Genomic DNA, 18,146 nt, shown 5'->3' with positions numbered 1-18,146 from the left:
CAAATCGCGCAACCTTGCTGAAACCCGGCCGGTCCAGACCAGGCCATTGAACGGGAGGTACCTAAATGACAAGGTTCTTCAGTAACTACACCGCGCACGTGATCAAGATTGATCTCGAAAAGTGCGTGGGCTGCAAGAAGTGCTACAACACCTGTCACGTTGACGTGATTCGGTGGGACGAGAAGTCCAAGCGGCCCTTCCCCAAGTACCCGGAAGAGTGTGCCACCTGCAACTGGTGCGAGATCGTCTGTCCGGTGAAGTGCATCGAGGTTATCCCCCGCAACCCCTGGCGGATGCCCGAGCCTTACCCGAAAGAGGAATATCCCCTGTCCTACGTGGAAAAGTGATCTCTCAAAAACGTAAACAAGGAGACAGACGATAATGACGAACGTAACTGATTTGGGCACAGTTTATAGCAGTGATGTGCTGGTGCTGGGCGGCGGCATTGCCGGCCTCCATGCCGCCATCAAGATCAAGGAGACGGACCCCAGCCTGGATGTCCTCATCGCCGAGAAGGCCACCACCGGCACCGCTGGCAAGGCCAATAAGGGCGCCGGGGTGCTGCAGGTGGTGGACGAGAGCGACGATCTCGATGCCTACGTGAAATTCAATGTCGAAGACAGCGGCAAGTACCTGAATGAACAGGATCTTCTCCGCAAATACGCCGTGACGACCCGCACGGTGGTCAAGGACTACGAGCGCTGGGGCATCCAGACCATGCGCGAAGCCGACGGCAGCCTCTCCCGCGCCGCCGGATTGCCATACTGGTGCCTTACCGCTGTCGACCTCGACCTTCTATTCAAGATGGTGGATGTCGCCAAGAAGCTGGGCATCAAGTTCGTGAACAAAGTCCAGACTGTGGAACTCCTGACCCAGGGCGAGAAGGTCGTGGGTGCCGTGGGTTTCAACATCGTCACGGGCGAGTATCAGATCTTCAAGGCCAAGTCCACTGTGCTTGCCACGGGCTCTTGCTGCTGGAACGTGATGCACATGTGGACCTCCGCCCGTGGCGACGGAATCGCCGCCGCCTGGCGCGCTGGCGCCGAGATGCGCAACGCCGAGTTCTCCAACTTCTACAATGTCGGCCTTCCCGGCGGTAACGGTGTTCAGGTGGGCTCCCAGCACTCCCTCTACAACAGCAAGGGACAGCGTCTGGCTGACCTGGGCTACACCAAGCCCCACGAGTGCGACTTCAACATTGGCATCTTCCTGGGCATGGAGAAGGAAGTCATGGAAGGGCGCGGTCCCATCGTCTGGGAGGAGACCGAGTTCTTCAACGACAACCCCCTGGGCGTTGGCGGCTTCCTCTTCCGCTGGGTCCGCCCCTGGGCCGACATCTTCCACCACAAGGAGATGGACAAGGAGAACAAGTACACCGTCGACCACCGCTGGAAGCCCATCGTCCACCCCCTCTTCATCGGTGAGTTCGGGGCCGTCAAGACCAACGGCAACATGAAGACCAATCTGGAAGGCCTCTGGGCCATCGGTGATACCTCCCGCGCCGGTTCCGGCTGGGCTGGCGCCGTGCCCTCCCCCAGCCGCCAGCGCGGTTCGGGTCTCTCCTACGCCTCCGTGACGGCCATCTGGTGCCACGAGGATGTGGCTGCCACCACCAAGACCCTGCCCGAACCCGAGATCAATGTTGAGCAGGTCGCCAAGTTCAAGGAGGCGATCTTCGCCCCCCTGAAGGTGGAAAAGGGTTACGAGGTGCGGGATCGCATCCACTGCATCAAGGAAGTGGTGGCTCCCCCCCGCTTCTCCGTGCGCAAGCACTTCGACCGCATGGACGAGGCCTTGGACAAGATCCACTGGGTGCAGGAGAACATGGGCCAGATCGCCCTCTACAACGACTTCCACCTCCTGGGCCTCTGGCACGATCTGAAGAACATGGCCCTTTGCGCCGAACTCTACTTCACGGCCGCCATGGAGCGCAAGGAGACTCGCGGTTGGCACGTGCGCGAGGACTTCCCCGAGACGGACAACCAGAACTGGCTGAAGTGGATCGATCTCAAGAACGACAACGGCAAGATCGCTGTCAACTACGAGCGCGTTCCCATCGAGAAGTTCAAGTTCCGGCCCGAGGGTTTCTGAGACCAACCGACGATCCAATCTGGAGGATTCTAAATGTTTCTTGAACGCTTCAAACTGACGGAAGCCGAAAAGGCTCAGCCGTATGCCAAGTATTTCTACAAAGAGATCGCACCCTTCGATCCCGAGGCCATGGCCAAGATGGATCGTCCCATCGATCCTGCCCTGGCCCTGCCCATTGAGCGCATGAACGATCTGCTCAACCCCGGCTACCTGGACTGCGAGGCTGGCTGGTGCGTCATGCCCGACGGCTCCGGCTTCATCGCCAACCTCACCCAGTGGCCCGGTGCCACGGTGGACATGATCAAGTGGTGGTTCGCCTGGCATGCCCTGGGCGACAATCTCCGCTACAAGATCTGGTTCCCCAAGGGCCACTTCGCCATCTCCGTCTCGGAGGAGGATCGCAAGCGCGCCCTGGATCCCGCCACGGACATCGACCACAAGCTCTGGGGCATGACCCATCACGTGGTGGAGGCCTGTGACGGTCCCACGGAGAACATCTTTATCAACTTCCTCGCCCCCGAGGATATGGGCTTCGACATGAGCCGCTTCCACTCCCCCAACGTGGCCTGCGCCTGCGGCGGCTTCGGCGTCTCCCAGATGATCAACCCGCCCCTGGGCGCCCCCAACTTCAAGGGTGCGGCGGCCATGGTCCACTTCTTCCGGGAAGTTCCTGGTGGTCTGGAGCAGCGCACCCGTTTCTGGATGGGCAAGAAGTTTGTGAACGCCAAGCCCGTCCACTGCCTGCCCGGCGGCGTGAAGCTCCCCCCCTTCGTGCCCATGTGCCTGGCCAAGCACAACGTCAAGGAATTCGCCAACCTGAAGTCCTTCCTGCCCCAGATCTACGCGGAGCACGGCGGCACGTTCTAAGGGCTCCTACACAATGACCCAGTGATGGGTTTTCCGAGCTTGTCTCGCCACTGTCGCCCGCTTTCAAGGAGAAACGCTATGTCTGTAGATGGAACTTATAAGATCGTGTCGAAGACTCCGGTGGGTGATCAGCCCGCAACCCTCACCCTCAAGGTTGAAGGCGAGGTCCTGACCGGCAGCAGCGCTTCGGATCTCGAGGGCGTCGCCCCTGTGCTGGACGGCAAGGTGTCGGGGAACACCTTCACCTTCTCCCTGTGTCCGAAGAGCCCTTATGGCGATCTGAAGCTGGAGCTCTCCGGCAAGGTGGAAGGCGACACCATCAGTGGTGATGTCAATTCCATGTTCGGACCGGCCACCTTCACCGGAACCCGGATCTGATTCCTCTCCGAAAAAAGCAGAGGCCCGGACTCATCCGGGCCTCTGCTTTTTTCGGAGGTGTAGGCTACATCTTCGTCAGGATCCCCTTCAGCAGCTCCCAGAATCGCCCCACGGAGGAGATGCTCACCTTCTCGTCGGGGGTGTGGACGTCCCACATGTCGGGGCCGATGGAAGCCATCTCCATGCCGGGGTATTTCTCGCCGATGATGCCGCACTCTAGGCCCGCATGGATGGCTACGACCTTCATCTCCTTGCCCGTCATCTCCTGGTGGACGGCCTTTACCAGCTTCACCAGATCGCTGTCGGGCTCGGGCTTCCAGCCTGGGTAGCCGCCCAGGTGCCGGGCCTCGAAGCCGCCGAGGGCGCAGTGGGCGGAAACCCGGTCCACCACGGTCATCTTGGAGGCGTCGATGGAAGACCGGTGGAGCATGCAGAAGGTCACCGCGCCATCCTTGGTCTCCAGGACGCCCAGGTTGGTGGAGGTCTGCACCAGTCCGGGGATGTCCGGGCTCATGGCGATGACGCCGTGGACCATGGTGAAGAGGGTGTTCACCACCGTCTGGGCATCGGAGGAAGACATGACCTGTCCGGGCAATTCCACCGCTTCCAGGGTGATGGCGAGGCCGGGATCATAGGCCCCGATGGCCAGGCGACTTTCGGCTTCCACATGCGCCACGGCGGTTCTGATGGCCGCATCCTGGGCGGGGTCCAGGGCCAGGAGGGCGAAGGCCTCCCGGGGGATGGCGTTGCGCTTGTTTCCCCCCTGGACGTGGGCGATGCCCACTTCGAAGTGCTGCTGGAGGTGGTAGAGGGTGCGGGCCAGGAAGCGGATGGCGTTGCCGCGGTGGTTTGCGATATCGATGCCGCTGTGGCCACCCTTGAGGCCCGAGACCTTGAGGCGGTAGCCCTTGTTGCCAGCCTTCGGCGCCCCCCAGGCCACCTTGCGGGTGGCGATGGTATCGATGCCCCCGGCGCAGCCGATGGTGAGGTAGCCCTCCTCCTCGCTGTCGAGGTTCAGCAGATACTTGGCTTTCAATATCCCGGCCTGGACGTTTTCGGCCCCGGTCATGCCCGTTTCCTCGTCGATGGTCACCAGGACCTCGATGGGGCCGTGGGGGATATCGGTGGAGGCCAGCACTGCCAAGGCGGTGGCCACGCCGATGCCATTATCTGCCCCCAGGGTGGTGCCTCGGGCCTTCAGCAGATCCCCATCCCGATAGACCGGGATGGGGTCCTTCAGAAAGTCGTGCGGAGTGCCTTCGTTCTTTTCGCAGACCATGTCCACATGGGCCTGGAGGCAGATGGCGGGGCGAGCTTCCCTGCCGGGCGTCGCCTGCCTTTTGATGATCACGTTCCCGACGGGGTCCCGCAGCACCTCGCACCCCAGGGCCTTGCCCTGGTCTGCCACCCACTGGGCCGCAGCCTGTTCCTGCTTGGAGCCTCGGGGGATCTTGGAAAGCTCCATGAAGTAGTTCCATAGGAGCTTGGGTTCCATGCTGTTCATGACATGCCTCCAGAATCAAGACGATGGGATGCGGCTCACCATAACACCCGGAACTGCCGAGACGTATACTCTCGATAGCCCCGGGGACATCCCATGTGTTCAGTCTTCTATGCTGCGCTGGCCCAGGTTGAGGTGGTCGACCCCCGGGATGCCGTACGGGAGGCCACCGGAAGCTGCCTGGGCCAACTGATGGGGCGCAGGGCAGGGGCTGCCCTCCTCTTTGCAGGCGTGGGCCTGGATCACCAGATCCTACTGGAGGGCATCCAGGCCCAATGGCCGGGGATTCCGATCATCGGCTGTACGACCGATGGGGAGTTCTCTGGCCTGAAGGGCTACACCGAGGACTCCCTCCTGCTGATCATCCTGGGCTCGGAGACCGCCACCTTCGCATCCGCCTGTCTCGACCTGGCCGAGCCCCTGGGGCCTCAATGCGAAGCCTTCCGGGATCGGCATCTGGGGACCTTTCCTCGGGTGGGGATTCTTCTGGCGGATGGGCTTTCCTATGGGGGTGAAGAGGCCATGAACGCCCTCCAGGGGGCCTTCGGGGCCGGTATCCCCTGGCTGGGAGGGGCATCTGCGGATCGGTGGGAGTTCAAGGGCAACTTCCAGTTCCATGGCACCGGGGTGCTCACGGGTTCGGCCGTCTGCCTTCTCCTCGGCGGTTCCTTCCGCTACGGGTTTGCCGTGGATTCCGGGTGGAAGCCCATCGGTAGGACAGGCGTCGTGACGCGGGCTGACCGGAACATCGTCCATGACATCGACGGCAAGCCAGCTCTGGACTTCTACCGCGAACTGATGGGGGACGGGGCGCTTCCCTTCATTGATACCCCCACAGCTGTCTACGACCCCTGCGACAGCTTCCTTTTCCTGCGGACTTCCATCTTCCCTCTGGATCCCGAGGGCGACTCGATCCGTTACAGCGCCAGCGTGGCCGAGGGCTCCCGGGTGAGGGTCACTCTCGTGGACAGGGATGCCATAGTGGAGGCCGTCCGGCGATCCGTGCATCGCGCGAAGGGCATGTTCGGTGAGGGGAGTCCCGCCCTGGCGCTCTGCTTCTCCTGTGCCGTGCGTCGGGTGATCCTGGGATCCCGCACCCTCGACGAGAGTCGGACCGCCTGCTCGACCCTCGGTGGAGGGGTTCTTGTGGCCGGACCCTATCTCTACGGCGAGATCTCGCCTCTGGAGGCCGGAACTCCCAGCCTCTACCACAACGAATCCTTCGTCACGCTGTTGCTGGAATAGGGGTAGGCATGTCGCATCCTGATTCCGGCAAGCCCTCCGATTCCAACGCGCTGGAGCGGGAGGTCTTCCTGCTCAGGAGGAAGCTGGAGCGCACCCGCCTGGCCATGCGTCTGCTGGAGAATGCGAAGGACCGCTACGATTCGCTCTACTTCCAGGCCATCACCCACCTCAGCGAGTCGCTGGAGCTCAACGAGAAGATGGTCTCGGTCGCTCCCCTGGGGGTGGCGGTATTTGTGGCCGCAACCGGCAAGTGCATCATGGCTAATACCGCCCTGGCCCGGATCCTCGGGGCCGAAGACCCTGGGCAGATCTACGCGGGGGATTTCCGCGAGATGCCCAACCTGCAGGGGATCGGCCTCCTCGAAGCCGCCGGGAAGGCCTTGGCCTTGGGCAAGGAACAGCGCCTGGAGATCAACCTCGTCACCTCCTTTGGCAAACGGGTTTGGATGGACTGCGTCATGGCGCCCTTCGTCGCCCGTTCGGAAAAACACCTGATGGCCATGGTGAACGACACCACTGAACGGCATGTCGCAGAGGAAGCCCGGCGTCATGCCCAGAAGATGGAGAGCCTGGCTCTCATGGCCGGGGGCATCGCCCATGATTTCAACAACCTCTTCCAGGTCCTTCTTTCCAACCTGGAGATGGTCCACTCGGGGCGTTTGGGATCGGAGCATGCGGGGCAAGCCTTCGAACGGATGCTGGACTGTGTCAGCCAGGCCCAGACGCTTTCCGGGCGCCTGCTCGAATACTCGGGCAAAGGGTTCCGCAATTCCAGGACTCTGAATCTGTACCCGTTCCTGGCCGAGGATCTCCCCCGCCTTTCCAGCCTGGCTGGTCGAAACGTGCTGCTGGAGGATGCAACGCCCTCCTCTTCCCAGACTTTCCAGGGGGATCCAGACCAGTTGAGGCAGGTGGTGGGCAATCTGGTGGTGAATGCTGCCGAAGCCACGACCCAGAACCAGAGTCCTATTCTGCTCAGTGTCTCCTTTCTGGAGGATCCCTCCGGCCTACCCATCGGCGTGTGGGTGGTCCCTCCTCCGGAAGGGCCCTGCCTGTGTGTCGCCGTTTCCGATCGGGGCTGCGGAATTCCCGGGGAACAGATACTGTCCATATGCGACCCCTTCTTCACGACCAAGGAAATGGGGCGTGGCCTGGGGCTGTCGGCTGCCCTGGGCATCCTTCGCGGCCACGGGGCCGGCTTCCATATCCAGAGCCGACCAGGAGCGGGATCAACCTTCAGGGCCCTTTTTCCGGCGGGGGCTCCCCTGGCGGCTGAAAGCCCCGTCGTGGCAGCTCCGGGGTTGTCGGTGGCTCCCCGCACGATCCTGGTGGTGGACGACGATCCGGACGTGCGCAGCAGCAGTGGGGAAATCCTTCAGGAATTCTTCGGGTATCGGGTCATCGAGGCCGTGGATGGGGTTGACGCTGTCGAGGTGTTCCGGAGGCATGCCGACCAGATCCAGGTGATCCTGATGGATGCCTCCATGCCCCGCATGAACGGCGGGGAGGCCCTGGATGCCATCAAGGCCATCCGTCCGGAGGTCAAGGCCATCCTCGCCAGTGGGTACAGCGAGTCGATGAACAGGGAGACCTTCCAGGCCCACGGCTTCCTGACTTACCTCAAGAAACCATACCGAATAAAGGAGCTGAAGCAGGCCTTGGACTTTGTCTTTGGGGTTCCCTTGCAACTCTAGTGTTCGAGGCCTCCTCTGTCTGGTACACGATGTCTAGTATGGTGGCCCTGAATAACTGGGACCACCTCCATGAGGGGCCACCACACTAGCTGAACCAGTGGGGAGTCTTCGAGGTCCAGGGCGAGGAGGGGTGGCCTTGGTGCAGGAGCTGAAAACAGCGGCGGGATTGAGGGCCCGTAGCCTCATCCCCGATGCCGAAGCGGGAGCTTTTGACGGCCAGGTGCAGCATTTCGGGTACCAGGGGGTGCTGGGGGTGGGCCTGGGCGAAATCGGCGGTAGCCCGGCACAGCCAGGTGGGGGCCGCAGGAAGGGCGTGGAGTCTTACGCCTTCTGAAGTGGCCTGCTGGCGAAAAGCCTCGGTGACCCACGCCGGTGTCAGCTTCAGGCGTCCCAGGCCGGTCTGGATCTCCTCAACGCGTCCCTTGGAGGAGTAGTTCCAAGCGTTTGTCTCTGAAGGGATGGGCAGCCACCAGTTGTCGCGGTAGGAATCGATGCGTTCCACGGGAGTCTCCCTTGTCCACCCAGGTCTGGCCTGGGGGATGAAGCCGGGATGGCGCAGCAGGACCAGCAGGGCTTTTCCCCGGAGGTCTTCCTGGGTCCCGGGTTCCTTCAGGACGTCCGCCTGGGGAAACCTTGCCAGGAGGGCAGGGGCCACTTGCTGCACGGCATCGAGGCGCCCCAGGAGCAGGGCGCGGGTAAAGACCACCCTTTCCAATTGTCCCTGGAGGGAAGCCGGAAGAGCCTTCGCGCGCAGGGCTTTCAGAAGCTCGTTCACGGGCAGCTGCTCGTTCAGGACCGCCACGCCGGCGGGATCCCAGAAAACCTTGGGTACGCTTCGGCCAGGCTTGGGGTAGTGGAAATCTCCGGTTTTCTCGTCGAAGTCCGGGGGCTGGAAGGTGATGGTGTCGCAGAGGCCGGAGGCCGCCCGGGCAGAATGGCGCAGGAAATCCGGGAGGTTTCGGCTGGCGGCCATGCGCATGGTCAGGGCCTGGTTGCGCACCCCGATTTCCAGATTTCGCCTCTTGAGGAAGCCATCCATCAGGTTCCGTGCCTCTTCCTGGCGTCCCTGGAGGTGGAGCAGGCGTCCCGTGTGGATCAAGGCGTGGGCATAGCCAGGGTGGGATGGGGAGAGGGCCTGGGCTGCCTGGATCAGCTCGGAGGCTTCCGGGTCGGAAGCTTCGGCCTTCATCAGCGCCGCCACGAGCCAGACCGGGGCCTGACTGCCCTTCCAGCGATCCAGGGCATGTCGCTTTTCCGTGTCGGAATTTCCCTGGAGACAGAGGATCCAGTCCGTGAGTTCTGCTTCCCGGATGCGGGGCGGAGGGGGCTTCAGGCCCTTCCGATCCAGCCGCCAGGAGGTCCAACTGACCCCGCAATCGTCGTCCAGGAATCGGTCCAGGAGGAAGGTGTAGTCCTGGAGGTCCCGGTAGAACTCGTGGGGAGGACCGGGATTCAGGAGCTTCTGGGCCAGGTCAACCACCCGCTGCTCCGGGAAGGCACGGGCCAGATACCAAGCCCTGGCTCGGTAGTGCCACGCCTCTTCCTCCTCCCCCGGCTCGGAAGTGGGTTGCCCCTCTTTCCTGGCGGGAGTGAAAGGATTAGGGCCCAGGCGCCGGTCGAGTTCGGCCATGGCCGCTTCCCTGGCTTCACCCTTGAGCATGGCCTTGCGGAGCACGGCGCGGGTGGCCACCGTGCGGGCGGTTTCAGCCCAGGGATGGTCTGGTTCTCCTGCGATGAGATCCATGCGGCGCACGGTTTCGTCAAAGTCCTCGGCATAGAAGTGGGCGGCGGCGATCTGGTAATCACGATCCTGGCGTGCCCAAAGGGGAGCCGTTCCCGGCAGAGGGGTTGGAATCCTGGGTGCCCTGCGAGTGCTCTGGAAGACCAGATCCTGGGCCTCGACCCAGGCCAGGACCCAGGGATTGGCCTTCCCGTGCATGGCCGCCCGGGCATGAAGGGTCTCCGCTGCACTCCCGAAGGCCCCCCCAGGGATGCGGATGTACCAGGCCAGGCCATCGGGGCTCTCTATCGTGATCTCTGGGCCCTGCTCCCCGGTTTCCTGCTTCCGCACTTCCCGCCACTCCTCGGGCCAGTTGGCTGGGTCGCTTCCATGGGGCGAGGGCATGCGCTCCTGCCAATACTGGAGCAGGGTTGCCTGTTCTTCGGGACCAAGGGGACGATCCGAGAGGTAGCGGTAGGCAACCACCAGATAGGAACGGGCGAAGGAGGGTTGGAGGACCCCTAGGCGGCCTGCGGCGTAGGGTTTGAGGGGCAGGTCAGGGTGCCGCTCCGGGGCCAGGACGACTTGGTCGATGGAGGGAGCGCAGGCCTGGAGTCGCCAAGCCCCCCAGGCGAGGCCTCCCAGGAGCAGCACGGTGATTATCCAGAACCGGGTGCGACCCCGTCTGAGTTGGCCGAAGACCCGCAAGAATTGAGACTTTTCCATCGCCAGCATCCATCCTGGATTGAATTATTTCCAGTAGACTCTGGTTCTCAACCCATCATCCTCGAATTGCATTTCCACTCGGGCGTCATGGACGCCCTCCAGCAGGCCGAAGTCTTTGCCGGGGGCATAGGGCGGCATGAGAGGGCGAAAGGGGGTGCCGAACCTCTTGTGGAGGCGCTCCACGCCCGGGGCCTCGCCCAGAGAGTCGGGTCCGAATACCGGTGCGGAACCGAAGACTCGACGGCAATCCGACTGGGCCTCTTCCACCGTTGCACCGCCGGATAGCCAGGGGGCGAGCCAGCGTTGAGCGTTCCATACCCGGGAGGCCTCGGATTCCACCGATGCCTGGTAGGCCGCGGGGAGCCCCAGTTTGAGTGCGGCTGGGTGGATTCCCAGAGACACTTGGGCGGAAGACTGGGCCAGAACTCCGGACACGAGGCGGGGGGCGAGGGTCGTATCGTTGGCGATCACCAGCCAGCGGTCCTCCACCCTGAGAGAATAGCGCTGGGTGATCGTCCCAAGGATGGTGGTGCTCAGGATCAGACGTCCACCCTCCTCCCGGCTCACTTGTATCCGGAGCCACTCATCTCTCCACAGAGGAGACTGGGAGGTCGGCAGGTTGAGGGCATCCAGGGCCGCCCTGGCCTTCGCGGGGTCGTTTACCTCCACCGCCATGACCATGGGGCGGGTCAGGGGGCCGAGAAGGAGGGGGGCCAGCATGAGCCAGCGGTCCCGGCCAAGGGGCGAGGATGTGTTGAAGAGGGCGACTGGGGATCCCCCGCCGATCTGTGTCACGGGGGCGGCATCCGGGAAGGCGATGTGAACCGTCGAACCGAGCTGGGCCCCAAGGTCGGCCCAATAGGGCTCCATCCTGGAAATGGATTGCGGGAGCCTGTGCTGGACTCGTGTCCCCATGGGTGGAAGTTTCAGACTGATCTGAGCCACCATGGGTTGAGTCCAGGCTGGCAATGTCATGGGGGAGGACTTCTCCTCCGAGGCCACGATCTCTCGCCATTCCCGGTAGATGGAGTGTTCCAGGAGGGGCAGGATGAAGGTTTCCAGCGAGCGGCCACCATCGGCTCCGCTGTCGAGGCGAAAGGCGATGGGGTCGAAGTAGCGTTGCCAGTAGGAGGTGTAGGTCTCCTGGAAGGACGCATAGGTCTTGGCTTCTTCTTCGGTCACGGTCTTCAGGGCCACCTTGGCCAGGGGGCGGAGGTGGCTCAGGGTGCCCCAGGTCTGGGAGATGGGCTCCCCTCCCTTGCCTTGGCTCAGGCCTTCCATGGGGAAATCCGCTCGGAGATACCCCAGGCGTTTCAAGGTTTCATGGTCCCTGGCACCTCCTGGGTGGTCGAGGCGGCGCAGTTCCACAGCGGCGGCCAGCTCCTCCATCCGTTTCCGCTCCGTTCCTTGGCGCATCTGGAGGATCCGTTCTTCCGGGCCGACCAGACGGCGGATGAAGGGATCGGACAGGTAGACGAAGGCCTGGGTCTTGGGGGTTGGGGCCAGCTTCAGCCGCATGTAGCGGAACTCGTCGCTCTGGCCGAGGGAGCCCGTGCCTCGGGAGGCCTCCAGGGCCAGGGCCCGATCGAGTTCGGTGCGATTGGTGGAAAGGAAGAGCCGAGTGCCCCGGAGAGCCCAGTAGGCCTGCCCGCTGGAGGTGGGGACGGTCTTGACCGTTTCACTCCCCAGCATCAGCGCGCCGACGGAGCGGAGGGAAGGGTGCAGTTCCGCCACCACGGTCCATTCCGTGCCCGCAAGGAGGGCCAGATCCGTGGTGAAGGCCGCCGCTTCCTTGACAGCGCCCATCTCCAGCAGCTTGCGGCCCAGGGGACTGCCCAGGCCAAGATCCTCCTTGGCCCTGGCGATTACATCATGATCAAGCACACCCTCCCGGAGGAGGCCGCTCACCCGCTGGAGGAAGTTGGCGCCTCCCTGGGAAAGTTCCTCCAGGGCCTCCTTGGGATGGGGCAGGTAGATGAAGGAGCGGTCGACCGGCACGCAGTCGGCGAGGGGCAGGTCCATCACCTTGCGCCCCGCGAGCATCTGGTTGAAGGGGTGGGAAGCTACCGGGATACCCGGAAGGTCCTTCACGGGGACGGTGGCAGCACTCGTGGATTCCGGGGCCGTCGGGGTGCGATCGGTCTGAAGGGTCTCATCCACCGCGGCCCGTCCCCCCAGCAGGCTGAGAAGGGAGGGCCCCGCGGTGTCCTCCCGGCCCTCCTCTTCCATGAACCTGCGCCGTTCCGGCCAATGGTTGTCCTTGGTCCTGCCGTATAGCCTGGGCAGGGCTTCGACCCAGTACGGGATCAGGGGGGACATGGAACCCTGTCCCTGGCGCCAGGTCATGGCTCTGGCATAGGCCCAGCGGTAGAGCCATTGGCCACCCTCTGGATCCGTTTTCGGATTCCGGTCGAAGGCCCAGGACAGGGGCTGGGCCTGGCCTTCCCCGGTCTTGAGAAGCAGTTGGGCCGAGGGAGCGTTTCCCCGGCGAAGGGCCAGGACGGTCCAGGCCATGGGCGTGTCGGGGTCAGGCTCAGCAGGGATCTGGATCAGTCTTTTCCTGGAGAGGCTCAGGTGATGACGTTGCAGGAGAGCTGGATCCACTGGGACGCGTTCATCCGCTTCCAGGCTGCTGTCCAGGATCCAATGCCTGCCGTCCTCCACTTCAGGAGCGATCTCGATGAGGAGGGGGAGGGGCTTGTCTTCTTCCTGTCTGGTTGGGGCCAAGTGACCACTGAGGGGGACCTTCGGCACCAGGGCGAAACCTGCGAGGGCCTTCTGGAGCGTCTCCACCTGCTTGGCTTCCGGGCTGCCTGCCTTGTAGGGCGGGAGCTTCGCCCCCTTCACTGCTCCCTGGGCCACGGCCTGGAGCCAGGCGGGCTCCGTCAGACTGGTTGGGCCCTCCCCATGATGCGTGTCGGCATACCGCTTCAGGGCGGAACCGAAGCCCGCTTCCAGGATGCGGCTCTTGGCATAGGCCACAGCCTCCTGTTGCTTCCCAAGGGCTTCCTTCCGGCGCCAGGGCGCTTCCAGGAATGCCTGGGGCGGGATGAGAAAAACCTGGGCCAGCCCCGTCTCCGCAGGGAGCACAGAAAGACGGGGATGGGGTTGTCTCACGGGCAGCATCAACTCGCCCCGCACCACCTCCAGGCCCCGGAGGGCGTCCGTGGTGGTGCTCAGGTGACGGATCTGTTGGGCAGGCTGGGGTAGAGGAGCCGCTGCCAGCAGGCCTGGGAGGAGGAATGGGGCGATGTGATTGGGGTTCATGTCTGGATTATGACCCGGGCCTGGGGCAAAACGATACTACTCGGTGTGCCCACCTCGGGCCAGGGATGCCCAGACTCCCACAAGCGCGAAGAGGGCACCCACGACCATGGCTGTCTGGTAGCCGTGGGAGTAGGCTGCGGCTGCCTGGGGCGAGCTTCCCACCTTCAGAAGCTGGCGCCATCCGCCGTGTGCCAGGTGGCTGGAGGCGATGCTTCCCAGGATGGCGATGCTGAGGGCCTGACCCGTGACCCGCATGGTGGCCGTGAAGGCGCTGGCCAGTCCCATCTGGTTCTTGGGGACGCAGCCCAGGATGGCGCTGGTGTTGGGGGCGCTGAAGGAAGCCATGCCAACCCCGACTACAGCCAAGGCTGCCACCATCCCAGGCAGGCTGGCGGAATGCGCCGCCAGGGCCAGGGATACCATGCCGAGCGCCGTCAGGACCATGCCCAGGGTGGCCAGGATGCGGGAACCGATGCGGTCGCTCAGGCGTCCCGCAATCGGGCTCAGGATGGCCTGGACCACCGGCTGGCTCAGCATGATCAAACCCGTGCGCCGGGCCGAGAGGCCGTGGACCAGCTGAAGCTGGACCGCCGAGAGCATGGCCACGGCGAAGAGGGCCATGTAGTTGAGGAGGGCCGCCACATTGGCCGCGGCAAAGAGACGGTTCTTCCGGAGCAGGTTGAGGTCCAGCATGGGGGACTTGGCGTGGTGTTCTCGCAGGTAGAAGCCGATCCCGGACACCAGGGCCAGGGCTAGCAGGATCCACACGATGGGCCGGTGCCAGCCCCACTCCGGGGCGAAGGTGAAGGGCACCAGCAGGCAGATGAGCAGGGCTCCCAGCAGGGCCGCTCCCGGGAGGTCCATGCTGAAGTCATGGGTGCGGTTCCCCTCCTGGCGAGGCAGAAGGTGCCAGCCCCAGGCGAAAACCCCCAGGCCGATGGGGATATTGATGAGGAAGATCCAGGTCCATCCGAAGTTGTCCACCAGGAAGCCTCCCAGGGGCGGTCCCAGGCTCAGGCCCAGGTAGATGGCCATGATGTTGATGCCCACGGCCTTGCCCCGTTCCTGGGGTGGGAAGGCTGTGGCAATGATGGCGGCGGAGGTGGCGCTCAGGAGGGCCGCTCCCGCGCCCTGGACGAGGCGGCTCAGGATCAGGATGGTGCCGTCGGGGCTCAGGGCCGCCCCCAGGGAGCCCACAGTGAAGACAGCGACCCCTCCCAGGTAGTAGTGGACACGACCCCGCTCGTCAGCCAGGCGGCCCATGGGGATGAGCATCACTGCCATGGCCAGGAGGTAGGAAGCATGAATCCAGAGGGATGCGCCGAAGCTCATGCCCAAGGCGGGGACCATCTTGGGGATGGCTACTGAGACGATGGAAACATCCAGGGGGGCCATGAAGGCCCCGACACTGGTGAGGGCCAGAAGAGACCAGCGGATGGGGCTGACCTCGGGATCATGGGATGGCGCGAGTTCCGTGGCCATGGGCGCTCCAGGCATCCAGTATGCCTCAGGCCCTGGATGCCAGGACGTCTCCGATGACCCTTTCCAGGCTCTTGATGGAATAAGGTTTAGGCAGGAAGGCTGTGGGGGGGAGTCCCTGGGCATCCAGGAGGGACTCCTGCTCGCTGTAACCGCTGCACACGATGATCGGCAGTCCCGGGCGCAGATCCCTCAGTCGTCGGAAAGCCTCGCGCCCGTCCATGCGGGGCATGGTGAGGTCCAGTACCACCAGATCGATGTCCCGGCTCTGGAAGAACGCCAGGGCTTCCTCGCCATCCGATGCGAGGGTCACGTCCATGCTAAGGGCGCTGAGGACCATGCCCGCCGTCTCCCGGATCATGGGCTCATCATCCACCAGGAGCACCCGGGTTCCCTTGGCGACCGGGGAGGAGGCTCGGCTATCGGGAGCGGTGGCCTCCTCCGATTCGGTGGCGGCCGGGAAGAACAGGTCGAAACGGGAGCCCTTGCCTGGTTGGCTGTGGATCTGGATGCCAGCCTGATGGCCCCGCAGGATGCCCAGCATGGCGGAGAGCCCCAACCCGCGTCCCGTCATCTTTGTGCTGAAGAACGGATCGAAGATCCGGGCGACCACATCTGGACTCATCCCGCACCCGTTGTCCTCCACCACGAGGCGGACATAGGAGCCCTGGGGCAGGAATTTCCCGGGGTGGGCAGAGGGGACTTGGTTTTCGCTGAGCCGTTCTGAGCTGGAACGGATGGCGATGACGCCGGTCCCATCCCCGATGGCATCCGCTGCGTTGGTCACCAGGTTCATCACCACCTGTTGAAGCTGGGCGGCATCGGAGATCACCTGGGGAATGCCCGGGGGGAGGTCCAGGACAAGATCGATCTTCTTGGAGATGGAGACCTTGAGCAGTTCTGCCATCTCGTTGATGATCCGGTTCAGGTTGTTGGGCTTGACGATGAAACGCCCTTTGCCCGAATAGGCCAGCATCTGGCGTGTCAGATCGACGGCCTTGAGAATGGTCTTCTCGACGTTGGTCAGATAGTCGTGGGCCCGGTGCTGGTCATCAAGCTCGCTCTGGGCCAGATTGAGATTGCCGAGGATGGCTGTCAGAAGGTTGTTGAAGTCGTGGGCGATGCCCCCGGCTAGCACCCCCAGGCTCTCCAGTTTCTGGGTCTGGCGCAGAGCCTCCTCGGCCCTCTTGCTGGCGGTGACATCCTCGACGATGAAGATGGCGCCCTCCAGGGGCCGTTCTGGATCCAGGGCTTTGACCCGCAGGCGGGCCCAGAAGGAACTGCGGTCGAGGCGCATGAGTCTGCACTCGAGATCAGCCCACCCTCCTCCAGCCATGCCCTCCATGATCCTGGCCATCACCTCTTGGTCGGTCGTTTCATCTGTGTACGCGCGGGTTGGTGTCCCTTTGATCTGGGATGTCTCACCCCCCAGCATCTCGGCCAGTCTGGGATTGACCCACTCGTAGACCCGATTCCTCACCAGGGCGATGCCCACGGCGCTGTTCTCCAGGATGAGGGTCTGGAGACGGTTGATCTGTTTCAACTCTTCCTCGGCCGCCCTCCGTTCCGAAATGTCGCGGACGATGCTCTGCACCAGGGAGTGCCCCTGCATCTCCACCTGGCGGCTGCTCACCTCCACGGGGAAAACCCTGCCATCCCGGTGGCGGTGGATTGTCTCGAAGAAGTGGGCCCCGGCATCGTGGGCCGTCTTCCACTGCTCGGAGAAAGCCTGCATGCTCTCGGGGGCCCGGATATCCCGGATCGACAGGGCGAGCAGTTCCTCCCGGGTATACCCGTAGGCCGAGCAGGCCCGGTCGTTGGCATCCAGGATTCGCCCGTCCTCGTCCACCAGCAGGACGATGTCGTTGGCGAATCGGGATAGGTAGTCCAGGCGTTTCTCCAGAATCTGGTTTTCCAGGGCTTGGCGCTCCTGATGTTGGGTGTAGAGCTTGTGCTGGAGTCGCATCCAGAAGGTGATGAGGGCGGCCCCCGTGGCGACGAAGACGATCCCGAGCAGGACGACGTAACCCGCCAGACGCTGGGTGGCTTTGAATACAATCTCCGTGTCCTCGGTGGCCATGACCCCCCAGGGGAGTTGGCGGGACCAGGCCACCGTTCCCAGGTAATGGTCACCGCTGACAGGCTTGGGCTCTCCTCCGAGGCTCAGGTGGGAGAGGAGTTCCCGCTGGGCCTCACTTCGGAATGTCCGGAGGCGGGGGTTCAGGAAGCACGGGGTTCCCTGGCTGAATCCCACCAGGAGAATCTCGGCGGATATGGTTTCGCGCAGGGCTGATTCCAGGTCCGGGATCAGCTTCTGATCCGCATCCATGGCGAGGTGGATGCACCCGACCACCCTGGTCTCTTCGCGATGCATGACCGTCAGGGGGGTGAAGATATGCACCAGGGGAGGCCCCTGTGGACGGATCTCCGTCTCAACCCTCGTTTTCCCGTCATCCATGGACTTCCCGGCCGCTTCGAGGAAATGGGGTGCCTCGTTCGGGGTTCCGGCCTGGAGCCTCGGTGCCCCCTTCCGGTCCCTCATGATGACGAAGCGATGCTGGCCAGTCACCAGAAGATCCCTCATGCGTTTCTGGAGGCGGTCCCGGGTTTCGTCCTGGGGGTGACCCGCCTCCATCCAGGCATGGGCGGTGCGGGCCAGGATCGACTTGGTGGCGGCGTACTCCGTCTGGTGGATGCCGGTTTCCACCCAGGTATCCAGTTGCTGGGCCTTGAACTGGGCGATGGTGGACAGCTTGGCCTGCTCTTCCCGCTTGAATGCGCGCTTCTGGTGGCCCACCACCAAGCTTCCGACCGCGATGATGACTGCCGTGAGGATGCCGAAGGCCAGGAAGGGCCAGGCCATTCTCGGTGCCGGGGCCTCAAGGTCCCTTTGGGGGGTGGGGGCGGCGGATTCCTCTACCTGCTTTGAGATGGCCTGCTGAATGAGGCCGTAGAGCATCAGGGCCGTGATGGCCACGAAGGCCAGTCCCTTGTAAGTGGCGAACTGGGTCAGGAGGCGGGGATCCGCCACCAGGAGGCCCAGGAGGTGATCCGAGGCAAAGATCCACACTCCGGCGACGATCGCGTAGATGATCGCGATCCGCAGGGCAGAGATGACGCTGCGCTGGTTGGACTTGCGTCGGGGGGCTTTCATGGACTCCTTTGAGGTGGTTCAGGG

The 18,146-nt window shown here is 63.6% G+C and carries 11 protein-coding genes; 6 read left to right on the top strand and 5 right to left on the bottom strand.

Annotation, left to right across the window (positions count from 1 at the left end):
* Positions 1-65: 65 nt before the first annotated feature.
* From HOLFODRAFT_RS19855 to HOLFODRAFT_RS0206995, 4 genes are all read left to right on the top strand, one after another.
* Positions 66-347: a 4Fe-4S dicluster domain-containing protein gene (locus tag HOLFODRAFT_RS19855; protein ID WP_005035699.1), complete on the top strand. Its 282-nt coding sequence runs from the start codon at positions 66-68 to the stop codon at positions 345-347.
* Between the two features lie 34 nt (positions 348-381).
* Positions 382-2,091 (top strand): FAD-dependent oxidoreductase, encoded by a 1,710-nt coding sequence (locus HOLFODRAFT_RS0207005; protein WP_005035700.1) that lies wholly within the window; start codon positions 382-384, stop codon positions 2,089-2,091.
* 33 nt (positions 2,092-2,124) lie between these two features.
* Entirely contained in the window at positions 2,125-2,958 is an 834-nt protein-coding gene (locus HOLFODRAFT_RS0207000; protein ID WP_005035702.1) for a DAPG hydrolase family protein, read from the top strand.
* 78 nt (positions 2,959-3,036) lie between these two features.
* Complete coding sequence (locus tag HOLFODRAFT_RS0206995) at positions 3,037-3,336, top strand: hypothetical protein (RefSeq protein WP_005035704.1); 300 nt, start codon at positions 3,037-3,039, stop codon at positions 3,334-3,336.
* Between the two features lie 64 nt (positions 3,337-3,400).
* Here HOLFODRAFT_RS0206995 and HOLFODRAFT_RS0206990 read toward each other — a convergent pair whose 3' ends face one another.
* Entirely contained in the window at positions 3,401-4,840 is a 1,440-nt protein-coding gene (locus HOLFODRAFT_RS0206990; protein WP_005035705.1) for an aminoacyl-histidine dipeptidase, read from the bottom strand.
* A gap of 93 nt (positions 4,841-4,933) precedes the next feature.
* Between HOLFODRAFT_RS0206990 and HOLFODRAFT_RS0206985 the strand changes: the two genes are divergently transcribed.
* Together HOLFODRAFT_RS0206985 and HOLFODRAFT_RS0206980 are read left to right on the top strand one after the other, a co-directional pair.
* Positions 4,934-6,082 carry an FIST signal transduction protein gene (locus HOLFODRAFT_RS0206985; RefSeq protein WP_005035707.1) on the top strand — a complete coding sequence of 383 codons (1,149 nt, stop codon included), beginning with the start codon at positions 4,934-4,936 and terminating at the stop codon, positions 6,080-6,082.
* Positions 6,083-6,090: 8 nt separating this feature from the next.
* Positions 6,091-7,776: a response regulator gene (locus tag HOLFODRAFT_RS0206980; protein ID WP_005035708.1), complete on the top strand. Its 1,686-nt coding sequence runs from the start codon at positions 6,091-6,093 to the stop codon at positions 7,774-7,776.
* 85 nt (positions 7,777-7,861) lie between these two features.
* Here HOLFODRAFT_RS0206980 and HOLFODRAFT_RS0206975 read toward each other — a convergent pair whose 3' ends face one another.
* Genes HOLFODRAFT_RS0206975 through HOLFODRAFT_RS22765 form a run of 4 tightly spaced genes read right to left on the bottom strand, consistent with a single transcriptional unit; the run spans position 7,862 to position 18,122 of the window.
* Positions 7,862-10,222, bottom strand: coding sequence for a hypothetical protein (locus HOLFODRAFT_RS0206975; protein ID WP_005035709.1), 2,361 nt, complete (start codon positions 10,220-10,222; stop codon positions 7,862-7,864).
* A gap of 24 nt (positions 10,223-10,246) precedes the next feature.
* The gene (locus HOLFODRAFT_RS0206970; protein ID WP_005035710.1) at positions 10,247-13,489 is read right to left on the bottom strand and encodes a hypothetical protein; all 3,243 of its coding nucleotides are present in this window, start codon (positions 13,487-13,489) and stop codon (positions 10,247-10,249) included.
* A gap of 36 nt (positions 13,490-13,525) precedes the next feature.
* The gene (locus tag HOLFODRAFT_RS0206965) at positions 13,526-14,971 is read right to left on the bottom strand and encodes an MFS transporter (protein ID WP_005035711.1); all 1,446 of its coding nucleotides are present in this window, start codon (positions 14,969-14,971) and stop codon (positions 13,526-13,528) included.
* Between the two features lie 25 nt (positions 14,972-14,996).
* A complete protein-coding gene (locus HOLFODRAFT_RS22765; protein WP_005035712.1) occupies positions 14,997-18,122 on the bottom strand; it encodes a PAS domain S-box protein in 3,126 nt (1,041 codons plus the stop codon).
* Between the last annotated feature and the right edge of the window lie 24 nt (positions 18,123-18,146).

Origin of the sequence: Holophaga foetida DSM 6591 (genome assembly GCF_000242615.2) — a bacterium.
GTDB lineage: Bacteria > Acidobacteriota > Holophagae > Holophagales > Holophagaceae > Holophaga > Holophaga foetida.
This window is presented reverse-complemented; position numbering and strand designations above follow the sequence as displayed.

Bases quoted from the DNA above. Each gene is read 5' to 3' on its own strand.
- HOLFODRAFT_RS0207000 (WP_005035702.1), top strand. From the start codon at position 2,125: ATGTTTCTTGAACGCTTCAAACTGACGGAAGCCGAAAAGGCTCAGCCG.
- HOLFODRAFT_RS0206990 (WP_005035705.1), bottom strand. From the start codon at position 4,840: ATGAACAGCATGGAACCCAAGCTCCTATGGAACTACTTCATGGAGCTT.
- HOLFODRAFT_RS0206985 (WP_005035707.1), top strand. From the start codon at position 4,934: ATGTGTTCAGTCTTCTATGCTGCGCTGGCCCAGGTTGAGGTGGTCGAC.
- HOLFODRAFT_RS0207005 (WP_005035700.1), top strand. From the start codon at position 382: ATGACGAACGTAACTGATTTGGGCACAGTTTATAGCAGTGATGTGCTG.
- HOLFODRAFT_RS0206965 (WP_005035711.1), bottom strand. From the start codon at position 14,971: ATGGCCACGGAACTCGCGCCATCCCATGATCCCGAGGTCAGCCCCATC.
- HOLFODRAFT_RS0206995 (WP_005035704.1), top strand. From the start codon at position 3,037: ATGTCTGTAGATGGAACTTATAAGATCGTGTCGAAGACTCCGGTGGGT.
- HOLFODRAFT_RS19855 (WP_005035699.1), top strand. From the start codon at position 66: ATGACAAGGTTCTTCAGTAACTACACCGCGCACGTGATCAAGATTGAT.
- HOLFODRAFT_RS0206970 (WP_005035710.1), bottom strand. From the start codon at position 13,489: ATGAACCCCAATCACATCGCCCCATTCCTCCTCCCAGGCCTGCTGGCA.
- HOLFODRAFT_RS0206980 (WP_005035708.1), top strand. From the start codon at position 6,091: ATGTCGCATCCTGATTCCGGCAAGCCCTCCGATTCCAACGCGCTGGAG.
- HOLFODRAFT_RS22765 (WP_005035712.1), bottom strand. From the start codon at position 18,122: ATGAAAGCCCCCCGACGCAAGTCCAACCAGCGCAGCGTCATCTCTGCC.
- HOLFODRAFT_RS0206975 (WP_005035709.1), bottom strand. From the start codon at position 10,222: ATGGAAAAGTCTCAATTCTTGCGGGTCTTCGGCCAACTCAGACGGGGT.